Origin of the sequence: Pantoea sp. GM_Pan_3 (assembly GCF_026541045.1) — a bacterium.
GTDB lineage: Bacteria > Pseudomonadota > Gammaproteobacteria > Enterobacterales > Enterobacteriaceae > Pantoea > Pantoea anthophila.
Genome location: NZ_JALNVA010000009.1, coordinates 113,452 through 132,768, shown reverse-complemented (window position 1 = coordinate 132,768; position 19,317 = coordinate 113,452). Strand labels below are relative to the sequence as shown.

Below are 19,317 nucleotides of genomic sequence, written 5' to 3'. Positions count from 1 at the left end.
TCAGCACTTGCTGCGGAGTCGCCAGCCGAGCCACTCATCCAGCGCCGCTTCCGCCAGCGGCCGGGAGTAGAAAAATCCCTGCGCCTGATCGCAGCCAAATTCGGTCAGCGTGTTGACCGTTTCCGCATTCTCCACGCCTTCGGCCAGCACCGTATAATCGAGATCTTTCAGCATCGCAATAATACTGCGGGCGATAACCCGCGAGCCGGTATCACTGGAGATTTCGCTAATCAGCGAACGGTCCAGCTTGATCACGTCCAGTGGCATACGTCGCAGGTAGCTGATGTTGCTGTAGCCGGTACCAAAGTCATCCAGAGAGATCCCAAATCCGCGCAGTTTCAGCATCTCAAGCCCCTGCATCGCTGACGGGCTCTCCAGTATCCGCTCTGTCTCAAGGCACTCAATGCCCAGCAGTGAAACCGGCAGCTTTGCCTTGATCATCTGCTCTTCAAGCTCGTCGGCAAACCCGCTGCGGGAGAAATCGCTGCTGCTGACGTTGATAGTGACGGGCAGCTGAATATAGCTGTCACGCAGCCGGGAAAGGCGGGTGATGGCCTGCTCGGTCACCCAGCGGGTCAGCTCGCTAAGCAGTTCAGTCTGTCCGGCAAAAGGCAGAAACTCTGCCGGAGAAAGCTCGCCGCGCTGCGGATGCCGCCAGCGGATCAGCGCTTCCAGCCCAATCGGCTTTCCGCTATGCAGACAGATTTTCGGCTGATACGCGAGCCACAATCCTTTGTTTTCCCGTATCGCCAGGGCCAGATCGTGCATCAGCGTGAAATCCTGAGTATGCCGTGTGTCGGTGGCTTCACTGAAACACATCGACGCGACATCCCGGGCGATCGCTTCATGAAGGGCGCTGACGGCGCGGCGCAGGATCTCCTGTGCGGGCATCTCACCGGTGATGAAACTGGCCTCACCGGTATGCGTCATCAGCGCGACAGACAGCCCGTCGCCCAGATCCGCGCTGATGCCCGTCAGCTGCTTCGCCACCCATCCGGCACTTAGCCGGCTCTCCTGGCGGGTTAACAGGGCAAAACGCCCGGTGGCCACGGTATAGAGTATCTCGCCCGGTGCCGGGCGCAGGCGCAGAGGCAGCAGCGTGGCGACATCTTTCAGCAGGCTTTCAACCGGCCCCATCCCCATTGAACGCGCCAGCTCGTAGGCGCGCGGCATATCAATGCAGTCAATCAGGACCAGTCGCCGTGGCGTCCGATCACCCGAGGCGGCCAGAAACTGGAGGTCGCGGATAAGCCGCTGACGGTTAGGCAATCCGGTGACGGGATCGGCAAAACCTGCCGAATACCAGGCTTCCAGAAATGACATGACCAGGGTGGCCAGCATCGTGAGCATGGTGACCTGAGCCGGACTGAAAGGGTGGGGCGTGGTGTCGGTGACACACAGGGTGCCCAGAATCATGCCCGTGCTGTTTTTCAGCGGCGTACCGGCATAGAAGCGGATAAAAGGTGCGCCAATGATCAAGGGGTGCGTCGCAAACCGTTCATCCAGCAGGGTATCCGGGATCACCACGGTGCTGTCGCTGTCGACCGCATACCGGCAGAGCGAATCTTCGCGGCTGGACCGGGTAAGGGTAAAATTATGCGCGGCCATCACATGCTGCAGCTCATCATCCAGCACGGAGATAAAACTGCCAGGAATGCTGAGCGCCTGACTGGCCAGCCGGACAAACTGACGCAGCACTTCATCACGACTTTCGTCGGGATTGCGCAACGCGCGCAGGGTTCGCGTGCGACCATCATCGCCGCCGCTGAGACTTATGAACATGAATTCCTCCGCCCCGGCTGGTTACGGAGCGAAATTAAGCAGAAAAATTGCAGAGTAGTGTGTAATGAGTACAGGCAATTTCCGTAAAAATAAAGTGTCCTGACAAATTTATTACGTAACGGAATGCAGAGAGCGGCAAACGGTTACCGGATCGGCTTTCTTCAATAAAATATTTTCAGAACGGCGATTCTTTTATTTTGTCGTCAAAAAATTTGTATTTCTGAAATATCCTGCCAGGATAGAAAGAACAAAAATAGTGCACTATATAATAACGCACTAAAGCAGATGACAGAACTTATTATTGCCCGACTTTTACACACACCAATAACAACATCAGGGAAACCTTATGAACTCACTCCGGCATTTCACCATCCGGCGCGTCGTGCTGTGGATGATGATCATTTCACTGGGCGTGGTTGCACTGGCTGGCGGCTACAGTAGCCATGTGCTGCGCGACATCTATCGTCAGACCGATCGCACCACCGTTCTCACTCAGCAGCTCAGCTTTCTGACGCAAAGCGCTATTGCCATGCAGAGCGGAAGCGCCGCCGACAAAAGTGCGGTGATGGCTGCCATGCCGGAAGGCGCTGACTGGGAGCGTCTGCGTACGGCACTCACCACCACACCTGCAGACTATGCCTCTGCGGCACGGGCGCAACTGAACAGCATCACGCAGCAGCTGGCGCAGCATCAGGCGCCGCTCAGGGCTGACCGGCATCAGCTGCAGGGTGTACTGCTGGCGGCGCTGCTGGCAGCGTTCGCGTTACTGCTGTTCTGCGATCGCTATCTGGTCGTGCATCTGGTGCGTCCGGTGGCAAAAATTCGCGGTCACCTGAAAATCATTGCGGATGGCGATCTGACGCAGGAGCCGGAAGACCTGGGCCGTAACTGTGTCGGACAGCTGGTTCCGCTGGTGAAAGAGATGCAGCACAGCCTGTTGCATATGGTCAGCGCTATCCGCGACAACGCCGCCATTCTTCATCGTGAAGCCGCGGATATTGCCGCAGGCAACGCAGACCTCTCCGATCGGACCTCCACCCAGGCTGCGGCACTGGAGCAGACCGCCGCCAGCATGGAAGAGATTACCGTCACCGTGCGCCACAACGCGCAGAACGCCCGTGAAGCGCGGGAGCTGGCCGTCAGTACAACCGATACCACGCAGCAGGGCGCGAAGCTGGTTCAGACGGTGACTGCGGCCATTACCAGCATCGCGGAAGGGTCAGAAAAAATTCGTCAGTTTACCGCCACCATTAACGGCATCGCGTTTCAGACCAATATTCTGGCGCTGAATGCGGCCGTTGAGGCAGCGCGCGCTGGTGAGCAGGGTCGCGGCTTTGCCGTCGTGGCCAGCGAAGTGCGCTCGCTGGCGCAGCGCAGTGCGGCGGCGTCTAAAGAGATTGAAGAGCTGATTTCAGATACGGTGGCGCGGGTTGACGATGGCCGCCGTGCAGCGGAGAGCGCCGGCACCACGATGGAAGCCGTCCTGCGCGGCGTTGGCGGCGTGAATGAGCTTATCGGGCAGATTGCGCTGGCGTCAGATGAACAGAGTAAAGGCATCGCTCAGGTCACCGTCGCCGTTGCTGAGCTCGACCGCGTGACGCAGCAGAATGCGACGCTGGTGCAGCAGGTGTCAGCCACCGCAGGCAGTCTCAGCGGTCAGACGCAAACGCTGGGCAGCGTCATCACCCGCTTTACCCTCCCGCATCAGGCGGTTGCCGTGGCGAACAGACGCGAAGCCACGGAACAGCCTGGCGGATGGGCTGCCTTTAGTCAGGCCTGACATCAGTCGCCCGACGAGGAATAGGCCTGTATGAAAAACGCGTGCACGTTCGCGAATGATTATTAAATCGCGCTCTGACACCTTATTTTTTAAGGGCAGAGCGTGCGGCAATAATCGCGGGATGATTTTGCAACTCATCCTGTCGGTTATTCTTTTATCGATGTGCTTATTATTCAGGCATCGTCAGAAAGATAATTTGCCTTATTTAATCATCGCACGCTGCATTAACGGATTTCACAGGACGGCCTGCTGTGCCGGGCGATTAAAACATAACCAGCATTTATGCTTTGGTCGGGCGTGTGATGGCGTCCGGCCCTCTTTACGGCCACCCTAAGCCGGGAGTTTCATATGGGAAATCAGATTTTACAGCGGCCTGTCGCCGTGCAGTGCAACGTACGTGAGCTCCGCCTTGCCGCCGGGTTTTCTCAGGAGATCGCCGCAGAGCGTTTCGACCTCAGCCAGCGTGTCTGGCAGACCAAAGAGGCGTCAAAAAATCCTGCGCGGCTCAGTCAGGGGGAATATGAATTGCTGATGCTGCTGGCCGGGGAGCATCCGCACTTTGAGCTGGTAGCAAAACAGAAAAAATAGGGTTTTCAGCCGCTGTTTTCTCTGAAGTTAGAATATGGCAGGCCGATAAACAGATTAAGCGAAGCGCAGCCATCGGCTGCGCCAGATTTTACTGACGGGCCTTTCTTACGGCAGCGGGTCAGCAGCATATACTGCCTGGCCTGTCTGATTGAACGTGTCCTCTTTATGCTGTGTCATGCCGTCCACAGTACCGATCCGCAGAGGAAGTTATCCTGAAACGTCCCGTTTATCACGATGCCGAGGCGGCGCGCCTCGATGCACTCAGGCAGTACCAGATGATGGATTCACCGCCAAACGATGCGCTGGATCGTCTGACTACGCTTGCCGCCCGACTGTTTAAGGTGCCCGTCGCGTTTGTTTCCCTTATTGATGAAAAGCGGCAGTTCTTTGCTTCCCGTTACGGACTGAACATTACGGGCACGTCACGCAACGTCGCGTTCTGCCATCACACCTTAACGCAGGGCAGGATACTCTGTGTCCCGGATACCCTGCAGGATCCGCGCTTCTGCGACAGCCCGCTGGTGCATGGCTATCCCTATATCCGCTTTTATGCCGGTATTCCGCTCTCCACGCCGGATGGTCATCACATCGGCACGGTCTGCCTGACCGATACCCGTCCCCGCGCGCCGCTGACCCCAGAAGATCGGCAGCATCTCAGCGATATTGCCGCGCTGGTGATGGATCGCATGGAGATGCACCGGCTTAAATTACTGCGCTATACCAGTCAGCAGCGGCTGGAGGCGATCTCCTCTACCTCGCCTGACGCCATTATCTGCACGGATCTGCAGCGCGGCATCACCTTCTGGAACCCTGCTGCTACCGCTCTGTTCGGCTACAGCGCAGAGGAGATGCGCGGTCAGTTCGTCAGTGAGCTGATCCCGGCGCGCTGCCAGATCGACTACCGTAATGAACTGGCCCGGATTACCTCCGATGAATCGGCGATCTCGCGTCCGCGCTCTCTGCAGATCTGGGGACTGACGCGTAACGGACGCGAATTTCCGGCCGAGGTCTCTTTCTCCGGCTGGCGTGAAGGGGGAGAGCGGCTGGTGGGCATGATTATCCGCGACGTCACGGCCCGTCATGAAAGTGAGGCACGGCTTTGTGAGCTGGCCTCTCTCGATATGCTGACGCGCCTCGCCAGCCGCAGCGCGTTTATGGATCAGGTCGCTCAGCTCACTAAAGCGGAGATCCCCTATACGTTACTGATGACCGATCTTGATGGCTTCAAGGAAGTGAACGATACCCTGGGCCATGCGGCCGGGGATGCGCTGCTGTGTCACGTTGCCGAACAGATTCGTACCGTGTGCACCGGTGCGGTGACGGCGGCGCGCCTGGGCGGTGATGAATTTGTCATTCTGCTGACGGGAGGCTGCGCGGAGGCGGCGCTGACGGCAGAGAAGCTGATTGCCGCCGTTCAGACGCCGTTCAGCTATCACGACTCACCGGTTGTGGTCGGCGCCAGCACCGGTATCGCCTCCTACCCGGAGCACGGCCGGGATCCCTCTGCGGTCATGTCCGCCGCCGACCTGGCGCTCTATCGTGCCAAAGCGTCGGGCAAAGGCTGCAGCATCCTGTTCAGGCCCGCCTTTCGTGAAGCGGAGCAGCAGCGCCGACGCTTTGAACGCGAACTGGAGTCCGCGGTGCGGCAGCAGCAGTTCACGCTCTACTATCAGCCCCGCTACGACGTCGAAAGCGGCAAACTCACCGGCTGTGAGACGCTGGTGCGCTGGCAGCATCCGACGCGCGGCCTGCTGTTGCCGGCTGATTTCATCGCCATGCTGGTGAAGAGCCCGCTTTCCGTCACGCTGGGGGAGTGGATTATCCGGACGGCGCTCGATCAGGTCCGGCAGTGGCAGGTACGCGCGCCCCATCTTCGCGTCAGCATCAATCTGTTTCCGCGCCAGCTGGTGGGCAACAGCCTGGAGAAGGTGCTCCGGGAGAGTGCCGGTGGCGATGCCGGTTTTGTCGAGCTGGAAGTGGATGAGCCCCTGCTGACGGTGCTGGTGCAGGATATGCCGGTGCAGGTTGAAGCTATCCGCCAGACCGGCGCTTCATTCATTATCGACCATTTCGGACGGACGCTGGGCGCGATCAACCTTTTGCGCTACAGCTTTGTGTCGGGCTTTAAAATTGACAAGTCACTGACACGCGAGCTGGGCTCCAGTATGCGGGTGCGTATGATGTTCCGGGCTATCGCCGGGCTCGGTAAAAGTCTGGGTATCCGGGTCGCTGCCGAAGGGGTCGAGGAAAAAGAGCAGATCGCGTTTGTGACGACGGCAGGATGCGACATTATGCAGGGTAACGGGCTCTGCCAGCCGCTGAGCCCAGCCGATTTTGAAGCGATGCTCTGCGCAGAAACGCCGTCTCTGCCTGCCGCGGCCATCGCGGCCGGTTCAGGGGCCGCTCTGCGCTGATCGCGCGTCACTGAGGCGGGGGAAAGTCATCTGTGGCCTCTCCCGGCCTCAGGGCCGGTACTCCTGTTTCAGCAGGCCGAAGATCCAGTCATCCTGCCACGCGCCGTCCAGAAAGAAATTCTGCCGCAGTGTTCCCTCCTGAACGAAACCCGCCGAGAGCAGGGTGCGGCGTGAGGCTGCATTACCCGCCGTCACCGTGGCGACCAGACGACGGTAATCCAGCTGCTCAAAGCAGAGCCTGATGGTGGCATGCAGTGACTCGCGGCCGTAGCCTTTTCCCTGCGCATGGGCGGCAACAATAAAACCGAACTCGGCAATGCCGTCTCCGCGATCGATAAACCCGCAGAAACCTGCGGGCAGCCCGCTGGCTTTTTCCTCCATCACCAGACAGAGCCAGTGCTGGCAGCCCTTTACCCATTCAGGCAGGCGAACATCAAAAGAGCGGTTTCTTATCTCTTCGGCGCTGCGCGGGTCACAGATATATTTCATCACCGATCTGTCCTGACTGACTGCCAGATAGAAGGGCCAGTCCTCAGGGTTGAGCGGCCGGTAGGTCAGACGTGGCGAACGCATTTCAGACAACATAGCCGCCTCCATGGCGTAACGCTTTTCGCGATCTCAGGGATAGCGCAAAAATAACACAGAGATGCAGAAACAGAACATGCGGCACGCATTTTCCCCCTTCCTGACCCGTTCAGTGACGGCCGGGTCGGCGAAAGGAGCCCGATCCCGCAGTTTACCTCCCGCGATGGCAGGCCATCTGGTCACTTCGTTGCTACGCTTGAGCGGAGCCGTCTGGCTTGCCCCCCAACCCTGACGAGAGAAACCCGATGGATTTGACACAGTTTGAAGCAACCGCCTGGGCAGCGCTGGAGGCGGCCGCCGCCGATCCACAGGACGCATTTCGTTATCTGGCACTCTGTACCGTTGACGCTGAGCAGCGCCCCCAGGCGCGCACGCTGGTCCTGCGCCAGAGTCGCAGTCACCGTCGGATGCTGACTTTTCACACTGATGTCCGCAGCCCGAAGTGGCAGGAGATGGCGGCCAATCCGGCGGTCACCGTACTCGGATATTGTCTGCAGCGCCGGCTGCAGCTGCGACTGGCGGGCCGGGTCAGCTGTTATGCGGCGGGGAGTGATATCGCCCGGCAGGCCTGGCAGGCATTACCTCAGCACACCCGGCAGACCTATCAGGGCGGGCCGCCGGGTGAGATACCGATACCGGCGAATAAGATGCCCGCTGTGCACGCCGCAGAGTCTGGCGAGCCGCACTTCGGCGTGGTGATCCTGCAGGTCACCACACTGGAGGGCTACCAGTTACAGCGTAACGACAATCAGCGCGCCCTGTTTCGCTATGCACCCGACGGCGAACTGAAGGCGTGTCAGTGGCTCAATCCCTGAACGCAGACGTCTCTGTTTCCCGGGCCAGCCTGAAAAAGGACTGGCCCTTTTTTTGAGCAGGCTAAACAGCAATCTGACTGTCTGACACAGTAAGAGCCTTTTTTTATCTGCCGCCTCGGTTATGCGATTTTAGCGCCACGTTATCCTCATATGGCTGCGTTTATCTGCATTTTCCTTTCTTTTGCCCATCTTTGTGCCAGGCTTTAACTAACCGAAAAGCAGTGACTTATGCTCAAGGCCAGGGGAAGTACAAATGATCGCTCTGTATGACAGGCAGGTTAACCATGAACAATCAGCCTCCTGAAAAATCAGGGTCAGCGGGTAACGAGCAGGTGATAAGTCTTGCTGAAGAAACGGCAGAGGTGTCAACACAGCGGATCAGTGACGGCGTTGTCAGGGTAACCCGGCAGGTCACTGAGCATCAGCAGACGATGGCGCTGATGCTCCGACAGCAGACGGCGGCGATAGAGCGCATTCCCAAATCGGAAAGGCTGGCGGCGATGCCGGCGATCCGGGAGGAAAATGGCGTTCTGATCATCCCGATTGTGGAAGAGGAAGTCGAGATCGTTCGTCATCTGGTGCTGAAAGAGGAGTGGCACATCCGCACGGTCGTCAGCGAGGCGGCGACAGAACAGGTCGTGACCCTGCGCAGACAGCACGCTCACCTGACCCGATCCCCTCATCCAGAGTCATCCGAATCCATCAGCGAGGAACACAATATGGCGCGTGAAACAATCGTAACAATGTTCAGCAATATCTCACTGGCAGAGGGGGCAAAACGTAACCTGATCAAAGCAGGCTTCCAGGATGATGATATCGATATCATCTCCGGCGAACGGCTGCGGACAGAAGGTCATGAGGCCCGCCATCCTGGCTTCTGGCAACGCCTGTTCGGCAACACGCTGGAGGAAGACCAGGCCGAAGTGTATGAAGATGCGATGCGTACCGGCGGGGTGGTGCTGTCGCTGCGCGCTGATGAAGATGAACTGCCGCGCGCGCTGGGCATTCTTGATGCCCATGAAGAGCTGACAGAGCGTACCGCCGCCGTTCCCGGTGACGCTGCGGTTGACAATGGCCTGACGCCGCCAGCCAGTGGAACGTTACCGGGTAACGAGACGGTCAATCCGCTGAACAGTGAGCGCGGCACGACCCGCCCCGCGCTGACCGGTGATGAGAGTGATGAGGATGTGCTGCGTCTGGCTGAAGAGCGACTGGAAGTGGGTAAGCGACTGGTCAGCGAAGGCTCGACCCGCGTCCGTCGCTATACGGTCACCGATCGGGTGTCTGAAAATGTCTCGCTGCATGAGCAGCACGCCGAAATCTTCCGCCGCCCGGTGAACGAAGCGGGTTCGCCCGATAATGTCGACTGGTCAGAAAAAACGGTGGAAGTGGAGGAGTCGCACGAGCAGCCGGTGGTCAACAAGACCGCGCAAATCATCGAAGAGGTGGTGCTGCGTAAAGAGGAGAGCGACCGGGTGGAGACCATCAATGACTCGGTGCGCCGTCAGGAAGTCGACATCGACCATGCCCGGGCCGATCACACCCGCGCCGCACCGGTCAGCGGCCAGGGCACGGCGGCCGATCCCCTGCTTGAAGGCACGCGGCAGGCCCGCGCAGAGCAGGATCACCGCTCGCTGACGCCAGACCATCCCGATCACAAAGAGGGGCTGATGGACAAGGCCGGGGACAAAATCGCGGAAGCGAAAGAGAAAGTCGAAGACAAGTTTAAAAAACCGTGATGCTGTGAGGGCCGGAAGGGGGGCGTCTCTGCCCCTTTCCCGGCTGACTACAGAAGGCCATGTTCCTCCGGCCCCCCCTCTGAACGTGTGCCCCCTTGCCGATTCAAGGCGTTACTCCACCCCATAAATTGTTAAATCCCGGTTCCCTGACTACCCTTGCTGATGTTTTTCAGAAGCGGGCCAGTGCGTCCGCCAGATTAGCCGCTGCAGTTTTCGGCCATTCATCGCAGGCGATCATCAGTCGGCCGCATTTCACCAGGCAGGGACATCATGACAGAACACCGCTTTACCGAGACATACCGCGCTGAAGAGGGGGAGATCGATCCCTGTATCTCCGTGCAGGGCGCGCGCACCCATAACCTTAAAGAGGTGTCGCTGCGTTTTCCCCGTAACGCCATGGTGGTGTTCACCGGGGTTTCCGGCTCCGGTAAATCGTCCCTCGCCTTTGATACGATCTATGCGGAAGCGCAGCGCCGGTTTATCGAGTCGGTTTCACCTCACGCCCGCCGTCTGATCGATCAGGCTGCGGCGCCGGATGTCGATAACATTGACGGACTTCCGCCTGCGGTGGCCCTGCAGCAGAGCCGGGCGGGCGCGCAGGAGCGATCGACGGTCGGCAGCCTCACCCGGATCGCCGTCACGCTGCGTCTGCTCTATTCCCGTGCGGGCACCAGACCGGACGGTGTTCCTTTTATGACGGCCGACTATTTTTCACCGAACAACCCAAAGGGTGCCTGTCCCCACTGCCAGGGGCTGGGAAAGGTTCACACTGTCAGAACTGAGGCGCTGGTGCCGGATAGCTCACTGAGCATCCGGCAGGGGGCTATCGCCGCCTGGCCCAGGGGCTGGCACAACAAGAATCTGCGAAGCATCCTTGACACGCTCGGCTACGATATCGATGCGCCGTGGCACACTCTGTCTGAGCGTGACCGGCAGTGGATACTGCTGACTGAGGAGCAGCCGTCGGTGCCTATCTACGAAGGTCTCAACGCTAAGCAGCGCGAAAAGGCGATAGCGGCAGGCGAGGAACCGGGTTACATCGGCACTTACACCAGCGCCGCAAAAATCGTGTTGCAGAGCTATTCGGGCGGCAGCGAATCGGTCAGAAAACGGCTGGCGCGCTTTGTGACGGTCACGCCCTGTTCCGAGTGCCACGGTAAACGACTCAACCGCGATGCGCTCTCCGTGACATTTGCCGGGTATGACATAGCCAGCCTGAGCGAGCTGACGGTTTCCGCGCTGGCGGAACGCTTTCGTCCCTATGCCCGTGGCGCCTCTCCCGATCTGCCAGAAGAGCCGGCGCTGCGTGAGGCGGTCATCCGGATGGCGGCAGACATCTGTATGCGGCTTGAGCAGCTTGACGCGCTGGGCCTGGGACATCTCGCGCCGGGGCGTCGCACCACGCTACTCTCCTCCGGCGAGCTGCAGCGCGTCCGTCTGGCAACCCAGATGATTTCGCGCCTGTTTGGCGTGCTGTACGTGCTGGATGAGCCGTCCGCCGGGCTGCATCCTGAAGATGTGAAAGCGCTGCTTGCCTCCCTGAAAAGGCTGGTCCGCGCAGGCAACTCGCTGATAGTCGTGGAACATAACACTGACCTTATCGCGGAAGCGGACTGGCTGGTAGAGATCGGACCCGGTCCGGGCGATTACGGCGGGGCGATCGTCTACAACGGCGTCCCGGCGGGGGTCAAAGAGGTTGAATCGCCCACCTCAGGCTATCTCTTCTCCCGACGCTACATCGGACTGCGCCAGCGGCAGTCGCCGGAAAACTGGCTCAGGCTGGAAGCGATCGACTGCAACAATATTGTCGGGATGGATATCGCCCTTCCGCTGGCGAGAATGACGGCCATCACCGGGGTGTCAGGCTCAGGGAAATCGACGCTGCTGAATCGCGTGCTGCCGGAAATGCTCGGTCATGCGGATAAAGAGTCCGACAGCGAGGAGGGGGAGGACGAGGATCTGGTGCCCGACGTGAAGGGACACGTGGTCAGCGGAAGCGACGCCTTCGGCCGACTCATCAGAATCGATCAGCGTCCTATCGGACGGACGCCGCGCTCCAACCTGGCCACCTATACCGGCTTTTTCGACATCATTCGCCGACTGTTTGCCGACACCCCCGAAGCGAAGGCAAAAGGCTTCGACGCCGGGCGGTTCTCATTCAATCTGCCTGCCGGGCGCTGTCCTGCGTGTGAGGGGCAGGGGCAGATCTCCATTGAGCTGCTGTTCATGCCCAGCGCCACGGCCACCTGCTCCGTCTGCGCGGGCAGCCGCTACAACCCCGGGACGCTGGAGGTAAGGTGGCACAACCTGACGATTGCGGATGTGCTCGATCTCACGGTGGACGAGGCAACCGCGGTCTTTAGCGGCAACGAAGGGATTCAGCGTTCGCTGTCGGCACTGACGGCGCTGGGGCTGGGATACCTCCGGCTCGGGCAGCCCGCCACAGAACTTTCCGGCGGAGAGTGTCAGCGTATCAAGCTCGCCTGGGAACTGCAGCGGGCCCAGCGCACCGCCACGCTCTACCTGCTCGATGAACCTTCGACCGGATTGCATCCGGCGGATATGGATAAGCTGCTGCGGGTGCTGGATGAGCTGGTTAAACGCGGCCATACGGTCATCATGGCAGAACATAATATGCGTATCGTGGCGGAGTCGGACTGGGTGATCGATCTGGGGCCGGGTTCGGGCGATAAGGGGGGCCGGATTGTTTCATCCGGCTCACCGGAGACGGTCAGTCAGTCATCAGAGAGTCTGACCGCTCCGTGGCTGTCAGCCCAGCTGCAAAAGCGAGCGGGCGATCCCGATTAATCGGACCGGGCACTCTGGCTGAACCGCGGCGCATTAACCTGCAGGGCCTCCAGCTCACGTGCGTCGTGACTGCAGAAAAAGGTGATCTCGCTGCCGCGCTGACAGGAGAGCTCCCGCAGGCGTTGCTGGTTGTGTCGTCTGGCACCGTTATCCATCGCCATCATCCACTGGTAAAAACGCAGCCCAGGCGTGCAGTGGCGCGTCTGCTGGCGCATTTCGTCCCGATAGAACCACGCATCGCCGCCGTGCAGCAGCCAGCCGTCAGGCTGCTGAATGGCGATGCCCGCGTGACCCGGCGTGTGGCCCGCCAGCGGCACCAGCAGAATCTCCGGCGGTAATTCCCGCAGGCGATTTACCGCCTCAAAACCAAACCACGTTTCGCCCTGCGGCTGATAGGTCTCCCAGTGGCTGATCCCACCCCATTGTCCGGGACGATAACGCTCCCGCGACAGCCAGCTATGACGCTGATGGGCCGTGTCCACCTCCTGCTGTAGCAGGTGGATACGCGCCTGCGGAAAATCGGTCAGTCCGCCCGCATGATCAAAATCGAGGTGGGTCAGAATAATATGCCGCACATCCTCAGCCCGAAAGCCCAGCGCCCTGACCTGTGACAGGGCGGTCAGTTCATCGCGACGCTGAATATTGTTCAGCGCGCGGAAAAAGCCGGACAGGCGGCTGCCCGGCGCGTGGATATCCTGGCGGCCAAAGCCGGTGTCGACCAGCACCAGTCCGTCGCGGTCCGTCTCAATCAGCAGGCAGTGACAGACCAGATGCGCTTTGATGCCTTTGCTGAATCCATCATAAAATGCCCCGCCCAGCGGGCACATACAGCCACAGTTCAGGTGGTGAATTTTCATCGGGCCTCCATCGCAATCATCGGCAGAATGGCTGAGGTGCTTCGGCTCGTCTCCGGCACGCAGCAGATCAGCCTGGCTTTAGAGTGTAGAGAGGGTTGTAACAGTAGGCGGAGCGGTGAAGCGGATAACCGGGCAAATTTGCCGGTTATCCGCCAGAAAGCAGAGTTAACGATGGAAGAACGGGAAAGCGCCGGTGAGCAGACCGCCCGCCATCAGCACCAGACTGACCAGAATCCCCCATTTAATCGCAAAGCGCTGGTGGTCGCCGATATCGACTTTTGCCAGCCCCACCAGCAGATAGACTGACGGCACCAGCGGACTCAGCAGATGGAAAGGCTGACCGACGATAGAGGCGCGGGCGATCTCCTCTGCGGTAATGCCGTAGCTGGCCGCCGTCTGGGCGATGACCGGCAGAATGCCGAAGTAAAAGGCATCGTTCGACATAAAGAAGGTGAACGGCAGACTGACCAGCGCGGTGAAAACGGCCAGATAAGGTCCGAAGCTGTGCGGGATCACCGCCAGCAGGCTCTTCGCCATGGCATCCACCATGCCGGTGCCGGAGAGAATACCGGTGAAGATACCGGCGGCAAAAATCAGCGCGGTCACAGCCAGCACGTTACCGGCATGAGAGCTGATGCGCGCTTTCTGCTCCTCCAAGCTTGGATAGTTGAGCATCACGGCAATCGCAAACGCCAGCATAAACAGGATCTGAATCGGCATTAACCCGACCACCAGCAGCACCAGCAGCACGGTGGTCAGGATGAAGTTGGGCCAGAACATCTTAGGACGGCGGTTGGCGGCGCACTCATCGGCATCGCCCAGCCCCAGCTCGATGTTGTCGAGATGATGATCTTTCAGCGTCATGACGCCTAAACGCTTGCGCTCACGCAGGCCAAACAGCATAGCCATCGCGACCAGGCTGACACAGGCAAGCAGCATGGCGGGCAGCATCGGGATAAAGATGTCGAGGGCGTCAATGCGCAGGGCGGCGGCGGCGCGGGCGGTCGGGCCACCCCAGGGCGAGAGGTTCATGATGCCGCTGGCGAGGTTGACCAGACAGGTCATCATCAGCACGTTCATCCCCAGCCGGTGATAGAGGGGCAGGAAAGCCGCGATGGCGATCATGTAGGTGGTGGAGCTGTCACCATCCAGTGAAACCAGCAGCGTCAGCACGGCGGTGCCGACCAGCACTTTAAGCGGATCGCCGCGCACCAGCCGGAGAATAAAACGGACCAGCGGGTCAAACAGGCCGGCGTCGATCATCAGACCAAAATAGAGAATAGAGAAGGTCAGCATGACACCGGTGGGGGCCAGCTTTTTGACGCCATCCAGCATCATTTCGCCCAGTCCCGCATAAAAACCGCCAATCAGCGCAAAAATGGTTGGTATCAGGATCAGCGCAATTAAGGCTGACATGCGTTTGGTCATGATGAGATACATGAAGCAAACAACCATGGAAAAACCCAGTATCGTCAGCAAAATAACAGCCCTCACAATGGCGTAAAAGTAATGAAAAGGTGGCGTTCAGTCAGGAAAATTCAGGAAATTGCTTAGCGTGGTAACGATTAACCTGTTGTTTTAATTAACCCTGAGCGGAAAGATGATATTAAATTGTTATCAGGTTTTAGCATTTCTTTAACAGGGAAGGGTGATCGGGATCATCTTTAAACGAATGTTAAACGAGATTGTGTGACTGAGATCAAACGATACGGGGGCGTAAGAGGGAATTGCGGGCCAGACGGGGGCTGATGCAGCGGCGAAAATCCGTCAAGGGGAAGCGGCTGAGCGCGAGCGCTCAGCCTGATGGGCTTTAATTATTCAGCAACTGGATAATCGTCTCAGGCGTTTTGTTGGCCATTTTGCTGACGGCGGTCTGCCCCTGCTGAATAATCTGGCTGCGTGCCAGCTGGCTCGCTTCTTCCGCGTAGTCAGCATCCTGAATACGGCTGCGGGCGGTGGCGGTATCCACACCCTGCTGCGACAGCACATTCCGGTTCGACTCGTAGCGGTTAATCTTCGCGCCATAGAGCGACTGATAACTGCTGATCTTCTCCAGGGCTGAATCCAGCGCCTTCATGGTGACGGAGATGTCACCGCTGGTCAGCAGCGTGGTGTTATTCAGCTTCAGCGTTTTGGTGTCCGAGGGCGTGGCCGGAATCGAGTCCGACTGCACCGGCTGACCATAATCCGCACTGGTAATCACCTCCATCGGCTGGCTCTTATGCGGCGGTATGGCGGGCATCCCTTTCGGCTCAGGCAGGATCCCCCAGGTCAGATTGCTGGTGAAAGAACCGTTGCCGACCACCACTACAATCAGATCTTCGCTGACGGTATCCAGCGTGATGCGCTCCAGCCGGTTGCCGGTAATGGTGCCGTTGTTGAAATCGCCGCTGGTGGCATCTTCATAGCGATCGCCGTCACCGCTGTAGGTGATGTTCATGCCGTTGTAGCTGCCACTGTTACTGCTCGCCAGCGCCCAGCTCGATCCCCCTTCCAGCAGCGAGGAGCTGTCATAGGCCGCGTTGCTGTCAAAGCCGTTACTGCTGGTCAGCAGACGCGATTTTGCGGTCGCCGCATCGGTTATCCCCTTGCTGGTCCAGGTGTAGTCGGGCGCGCTGCCTTCCAGCGGCGTGCCGACCAGATGCTTACCGTCGCGGGTAAACAGCTGAAGGTCATCATCCTGACCCAGCGAGTCGATGGTAATGGTAATCGACGTCGAGCCTGCCGGAATATAGGCCAGCGGGATTACCCCGGAGCTGAAGGAGTAATTCCTGCCCGAAACCGGAAATTTGGTATTGATGGGATCAACGTTGCCCAGCTTCGCTGGCGGAAGATCGGGATTATCGGTCGCCAGCGGATAGCGGCCAAAAATCTCGGTGTGATCGGCCACTTCATCAATCCCGGCCAGAATCTGCTGATACTGGGCGTTAACGCTCTGCCGATCCGCATCAGAGAGCGTGCCGTTCGCCGCCTGCACGGAGAGCGTGCGGGCCTGAATCAGCAGATTGGCGATGGTGTCCAGGCCGCCGCCTGCCGTCTGGGAGTAGCTGATCGCATCATTGAGGCCGCGCGCAACAACCGCATCGGCATTCACATTGGCCGTCATGCGGTTGGCGATGGCCTGACCCGCCGCGTCATCTTTAGCACTGTTAATCCGCATCCCTGATGAAAGTCGTTCAACCGTTCGTCCCAGAACAGAGTCAGTGCCGTACCGCGTTTTGTTCGCTATCGCGGCGGTTTCGTTATGGTTGATTGTTAACATGGTCGCTTCGAACAGGGAGAGGAGTCTCTGATTTATCGGCAGGGTGATAAGCAGCTTTAACCTCTGCAGTGACAAAAAACCAGCAGGGGCGCGGCCAGGCGGGCAACCTGCTGATGGTTAACCGCTTTTCAGATAAAAAATATTTAAGGGTGAAGCCGGGCAGGAAAAACAGCTGCTGCGCGCTGGCGCAGCAGGCAGGGGGATTAGTTAAAGACCATGCCGCCGTCGATCAGCAGGGACTGGCCGGTCATGTAGTCGGAGTCGGGGCTGGCGAGATAGGCCACACAGGCCGCCACATCTTCCGGCTCAGAGAGACGTCCCAGCGTAATGCGTCTGGCGAACGCTTCCGTGCCGTAACCGGCCGGTTTTCCGGCCGCTTCCGAGATCTGCCGGTCGATCGCTTCCCACATTGGCGTCCTGACGATGCCGGGACAGAAGGCGTTGACCGTGATGCCGGCCGCGGCCAGGTCGCGCGCGGCGGTTTGTGTCAGGCCCCGCACGGCAAATTTACTGGAACTGTAGACGGCCAGCTCCGGGTTGCCGACGTGTCCGGCCTGAGAGCAGGCGTTGATAATTTTGCCGCCGTGCCCTTCAGCCGCAAAGGCCTTTATCGCCGCCTGCATACCCCAGATCACGCCTTTGACGTTGACGTTGTAAACCTTGTCGACCACCTCTTCGGTAATCTCCGCAATCGGCGTCGAGGGGGCAATACCGGCGTTGTTGACGATGACGTCGAAGCCTCCCAGCGCACGACGCGCCTCCTCAACTGCCGCCATCACCTGATCGCGCTGCGACACATCCACTTTCAGCGCGATCGCTTTACCGCCCTGCTGAGTAATCTTCTCCGTCACCTGACGGGCGGTGTCCTGATTAAAGTCCGCCACCGCGACCGCCAGTCCATCTTTCGCCAGACGCAGGGCAATCGCTTCACCAATGCCCTGGCCTGCGCCGGTTACAAATGCCACTCTGTTTTTCATCGTGATTTCCTTTTTGCATGAAATTAAAGAAGCTGGCTCAGATGCAGCTGGCCCATCAGCAGCGGGTTATCGGCGTAATCCACCGGGACAGCCACCACCGCAGGTCCCTGAACATCCATCGCTTTACGCAGCGTCGGCTCCAGTTCTGCCGCGCTGGTCACCGCAAAGCCTGCTGCGCCAAACGCTTCGGCATAGGCTTTGAAATCGACCGGGCCAAAGTTAACGCCCGAGACGCGCTGATATTTTTTCTCTTCCTGCATCGCCACCATGTTGTAGGCGTTGTCGACCCAAATGATGTGCAGAATGTTGGCTTTCAGCCGGACGGCGGTCTCCAGCTCCATGCTGGACTGCAGGAAGCCACCATCGCCCGAGACCGAAACGACTTTGCGCTGCGGGTCGACCAGCCAGGCTCCGATTGCCCACGGCAGGGCGACGCCCATGGTCTGCTGACCGTTGGAGATCATGATCTGGCGGGCGCGGAAGCTGTAGAGATAGCGGGCGATCCAGATGTGGAAGCTGCCCATGTCGACCGTGAGGCTGACGTCGCTGTTAATGATGTCCTGCATGGCACGCACGATGCGCAGCGGATGCAGGGCAAACTGATTGAGGCTGGCACCCTGCATCGCCAGCAGTTTCCGCTGCTGCTGACGGTCATCGAGGATGGTGGCGGCTTCCGGCGTCAGCTGCAGCGGCGCGGTGATGCGCGCCGCCAGTTTACGCAGCGTGGCGGCGATATCGCCCACCAGCTCGGCGTCCGGCAGGTAGCGGTTGTCGGTCTCTGCGGGGATCACGTCGATGTGAATTAGGGTGGCGTTGCCGCTGTTCCACATGGCCGGTTCATACTCCACCGGGCTGTAACCGATGGTAATGATCAGATCAGCCTGTTGCAGCAGCCGGTCGCCCGCCTGGTTGTTAAATAACCCGACGCGTCCGGCAAAGCGTGAAAAGTGCTCCTGGCGGATGGCACCGGCGGCCTGATAGGTACTGGTGACCGGGATGTGACTGCGGCTCAGCAGATCGTGGATCGCCTCGCTGTTCTCGTGCTGGCTCGCCATCAGTCCCAGCAGGATGACCGGATTTTTAGCCCTGGCGATAGCCTGGCTCACGGCATCGATCATCGCGTCCGGTGCTGCGCCCAGGACGGGACGGGCTTTGCTGCTCAGTGCTTTGCCGGTAACAGGCTGGTCGACAATATCCTGCGGCAGGCTGACAAACGCGCCGCCGCCCCGGCCATGTTCGGCATGACGAAACGCATTCGACAGGCACTCGGAGAGCGCGGAGGGATCGGTGACCTCAACTGCATATTTGGTGATCGGGCGGAACATCGAGACGGTATCCATGCTCTGGTGCACCTGTTTGGCGCTGTCGGAGCGTTTTACCTGGCCGCCGAGGGCGACCACCGGGTCCCCTTCGCTGGTGGCGGTAGCCATGCCGGTGATCAGGTTAGAACAGCCCGGTCCGGAGGTGACCAGCGCCACTCCCGCATTGCCGGTAAGGCGGCCTACGGCTGCTGCCATGAACGCTGCGTTCGCCTCGTGGCGAACCGGAATCGTCTGGATGGAGGAGTCCAGCAGGGAGTCAAAAACCTTATCAATCTTGGCGCCGGGAATACCAAAGACGTGGCGGACGCCCTGCGCCTCAAGCTGCGCGACCACCAGGTCAGCGCCACAGGTCCAGAGCGTGGTATCGGTTGGAGTTTTCATCGTCATT

13 protein-coding genes are annotated in these 19,317 nt (G+C 59.3%); 6 read left to right on the top strand and 7 right to left on the bottom strand.

The annotated features are described in order from the left end of the window. Positions 1–1,782 (bottom strand): sensor domain-containing phosphodiesterase, encoded by a 1,782-nt coding sequence (locus tag OXR04_RS20630; RefSeq protein ID WP_267372759.1) that lies wholly within the window; start codon positions 1,780–1,782, stop codon positions 1–3. A gap of 346 nt (positions 1,783–2,128) precedes the next feature. Between OXR04_RS20630 and OXR04_RS20625 the strand changes: the two genes are divergently transcribed. The 3 genes from OXR04_RS20625 (at position 2,129) to OXR04_RS20615 (ending at position 6,564) form a co-directional block, all read left to right on the top strand. Continuing rightward, positions 2,129–3,562, top strand: coding sequence for a methyl-accepting chemotaxis protein (locus OXR04_RS20625; protein WP_267372758.1), 1,434 nt, complete (start codon positions 2,129–2,131; stop codon positions 3,560–3,562). A 348-nt stretch (positions 3,563–3,910) separates the two neighbouring features. After that, positions 3,911–4,150 carry a hypothetical protein gene (locus tag OXR04_RS20620; RefSeq protein WP_009093224.1) on the top strand — a complete coding sequence of 80 codons (240 nt, stop codon included), beginning with the start codon at positions 3,911–3,913 and terminating at the stop codon, positions 4,148–4,150. 278 nt (positions 4,151–4,428) lie between these two features. Further along, complete coding sequence (locus tag OXR04_RS20615) at positions 4,429–6,564, top strand: EAL domain-containing protein (protein WP_267372772.1); 2,136 nt, start codon at positions 4,429–4,431, stop codon at positions 6,562–6,564. A gap of 48 nt (positions 6,565–6,612) precedes the next feature. Here the strand turns inward: OXR04_RS20615 and OXR04_RS20610 are convergent, their stop codons facing one another. After that, positions 6,613–7,149 carry a GNAT family protein gene (locus OXR04_RS20610; RefSeq protein ID WP_267372757.1) on the bottom strand — a complete coding sequence of 179 codons (537 nt, stop codon included), beginning with the start codon at positions 7,147–7,149 and terminating at the stop codon, positions 6,613–6,615. A gap of 245 nt (positions 7,150–7,394) precedes the next feature. Here OXR04_RS20610 and OXR04_RS20605 point away from each other — a divergent pair, with 245 nt between their 5' ends. The 3 genes from OXR04_RS20605 to OXR04_RS20595 all read left to right on the top strand — a co-directional run bounded on the left by OXR04_RS20605 (position 7,395) and on the right by OXR04_RS20595 (position 12,511). After that, positions 7,395–7,964 (top strand): pyridoxamine 5'-phosphate oxidase family protein, encoded by a 570-nt coding sequence (locus tag OXR04_RS20605; RefSeq protein ID WP_267372756.1) that lies wholly within the window; start codon positions 7,395–7,397, stop codon positions 7,962–7,964. A 266-nt stretch (positions 7,965–8,230) separates the two neighbouring features. Next, positions 8,231–9,703, top strand: a complete 1,473-nt coding sequence (locus OXR04_RS20600) for a YsnF/AvaK domain-containing protein (protein ID WP_346659855.1) — start codon at positions 8,231–8,233, stop codon at positions 9,701–9,703. 270 nt (positions 9,704–9,973) lie between these two features. Continuing rightward, positions 9,974–12,511: an excinuclease ABC subunit UvrA gene (locus OXR04_RS20595; protein ID WP_267372754.1), complete on the top strand. Its 2,538-nt coding sequence runs from the start codon at positions 9,974–9,976 to the stop codon at positions 12,509–12,511. Here the strand turns inward: OXR04_RS20595 and OXR04_RS20590 are convergent. The 5 genes from OXR04_RS20590 to alsS form a co-directional block, all read right to left on the bottom strand. Continuing rightward, the gene (locus OXR04_RS20590) at positions 12,508–13,368 is read right to left on the bottom strand and encodes an MBL fold metallo-hydrolase (RefSeq protein WP_267372753.1); all 861 of its coding nucleotides are present in this window, start codon (positions 13,366–13,368) and stop codon (positions 12,508–12,510) included. The genes OXR04_RS20595 and OXR04_RS20590 overlap by 4 nt on opposite strands. A gap of 165 nt (positions 13,369–13,533) precedes the next feature. Beyond that, a complete protein-coding gene (locus OXR04_RS20585) occupies positions 13,534–14,847 on the bottom strand; it encodes a CitMHS family transporter (RefSeq protein ID WP_009093217.1) in 1,314 nt (437 codons plus the stop codon). 331 nt (positions 14,848–15,178) lie between these two features. Next, positions 15,179–16,630: a flagellin gene (locus OXR04_RS20580; RefSeq protein ID WP_267372752.1), complete on the bottom strand. Its 1,452-nt coding sequence runs from the start codon at positions 16,628–16,630 to the stop codon at positions 15,179–15,181. A gap of 203 nt (positions 16,631–16,833) precedes the next feature. Beyond that, positions 16,834–17,607: a (S)-acetoin forming diacetyl reductase gene (locus OXR04_RS20575; protein WP_267372751.1), complete on the bottom strand. Its 774-nt coding sequence runs from the start codon at positions 17,605–17,607 to the stop codon at positions 16,834–16,836. Positions 17,608–17,630: 23 nt separating this feature from the next. Beyond that, on the bottom strand, positions 17,631–19,310 hold the full coding sequence (alsS, locus tag OXR04_RS20570; protein ID WP_267372750.1) for an acetolactate synthase AlsS: 1,680 nt from the start codon (positions 19,308–19,310) through the stop codon (positions 17,631–17,633). Positions 19,311–19,317 lie beyond the last annotated feature (7 nt).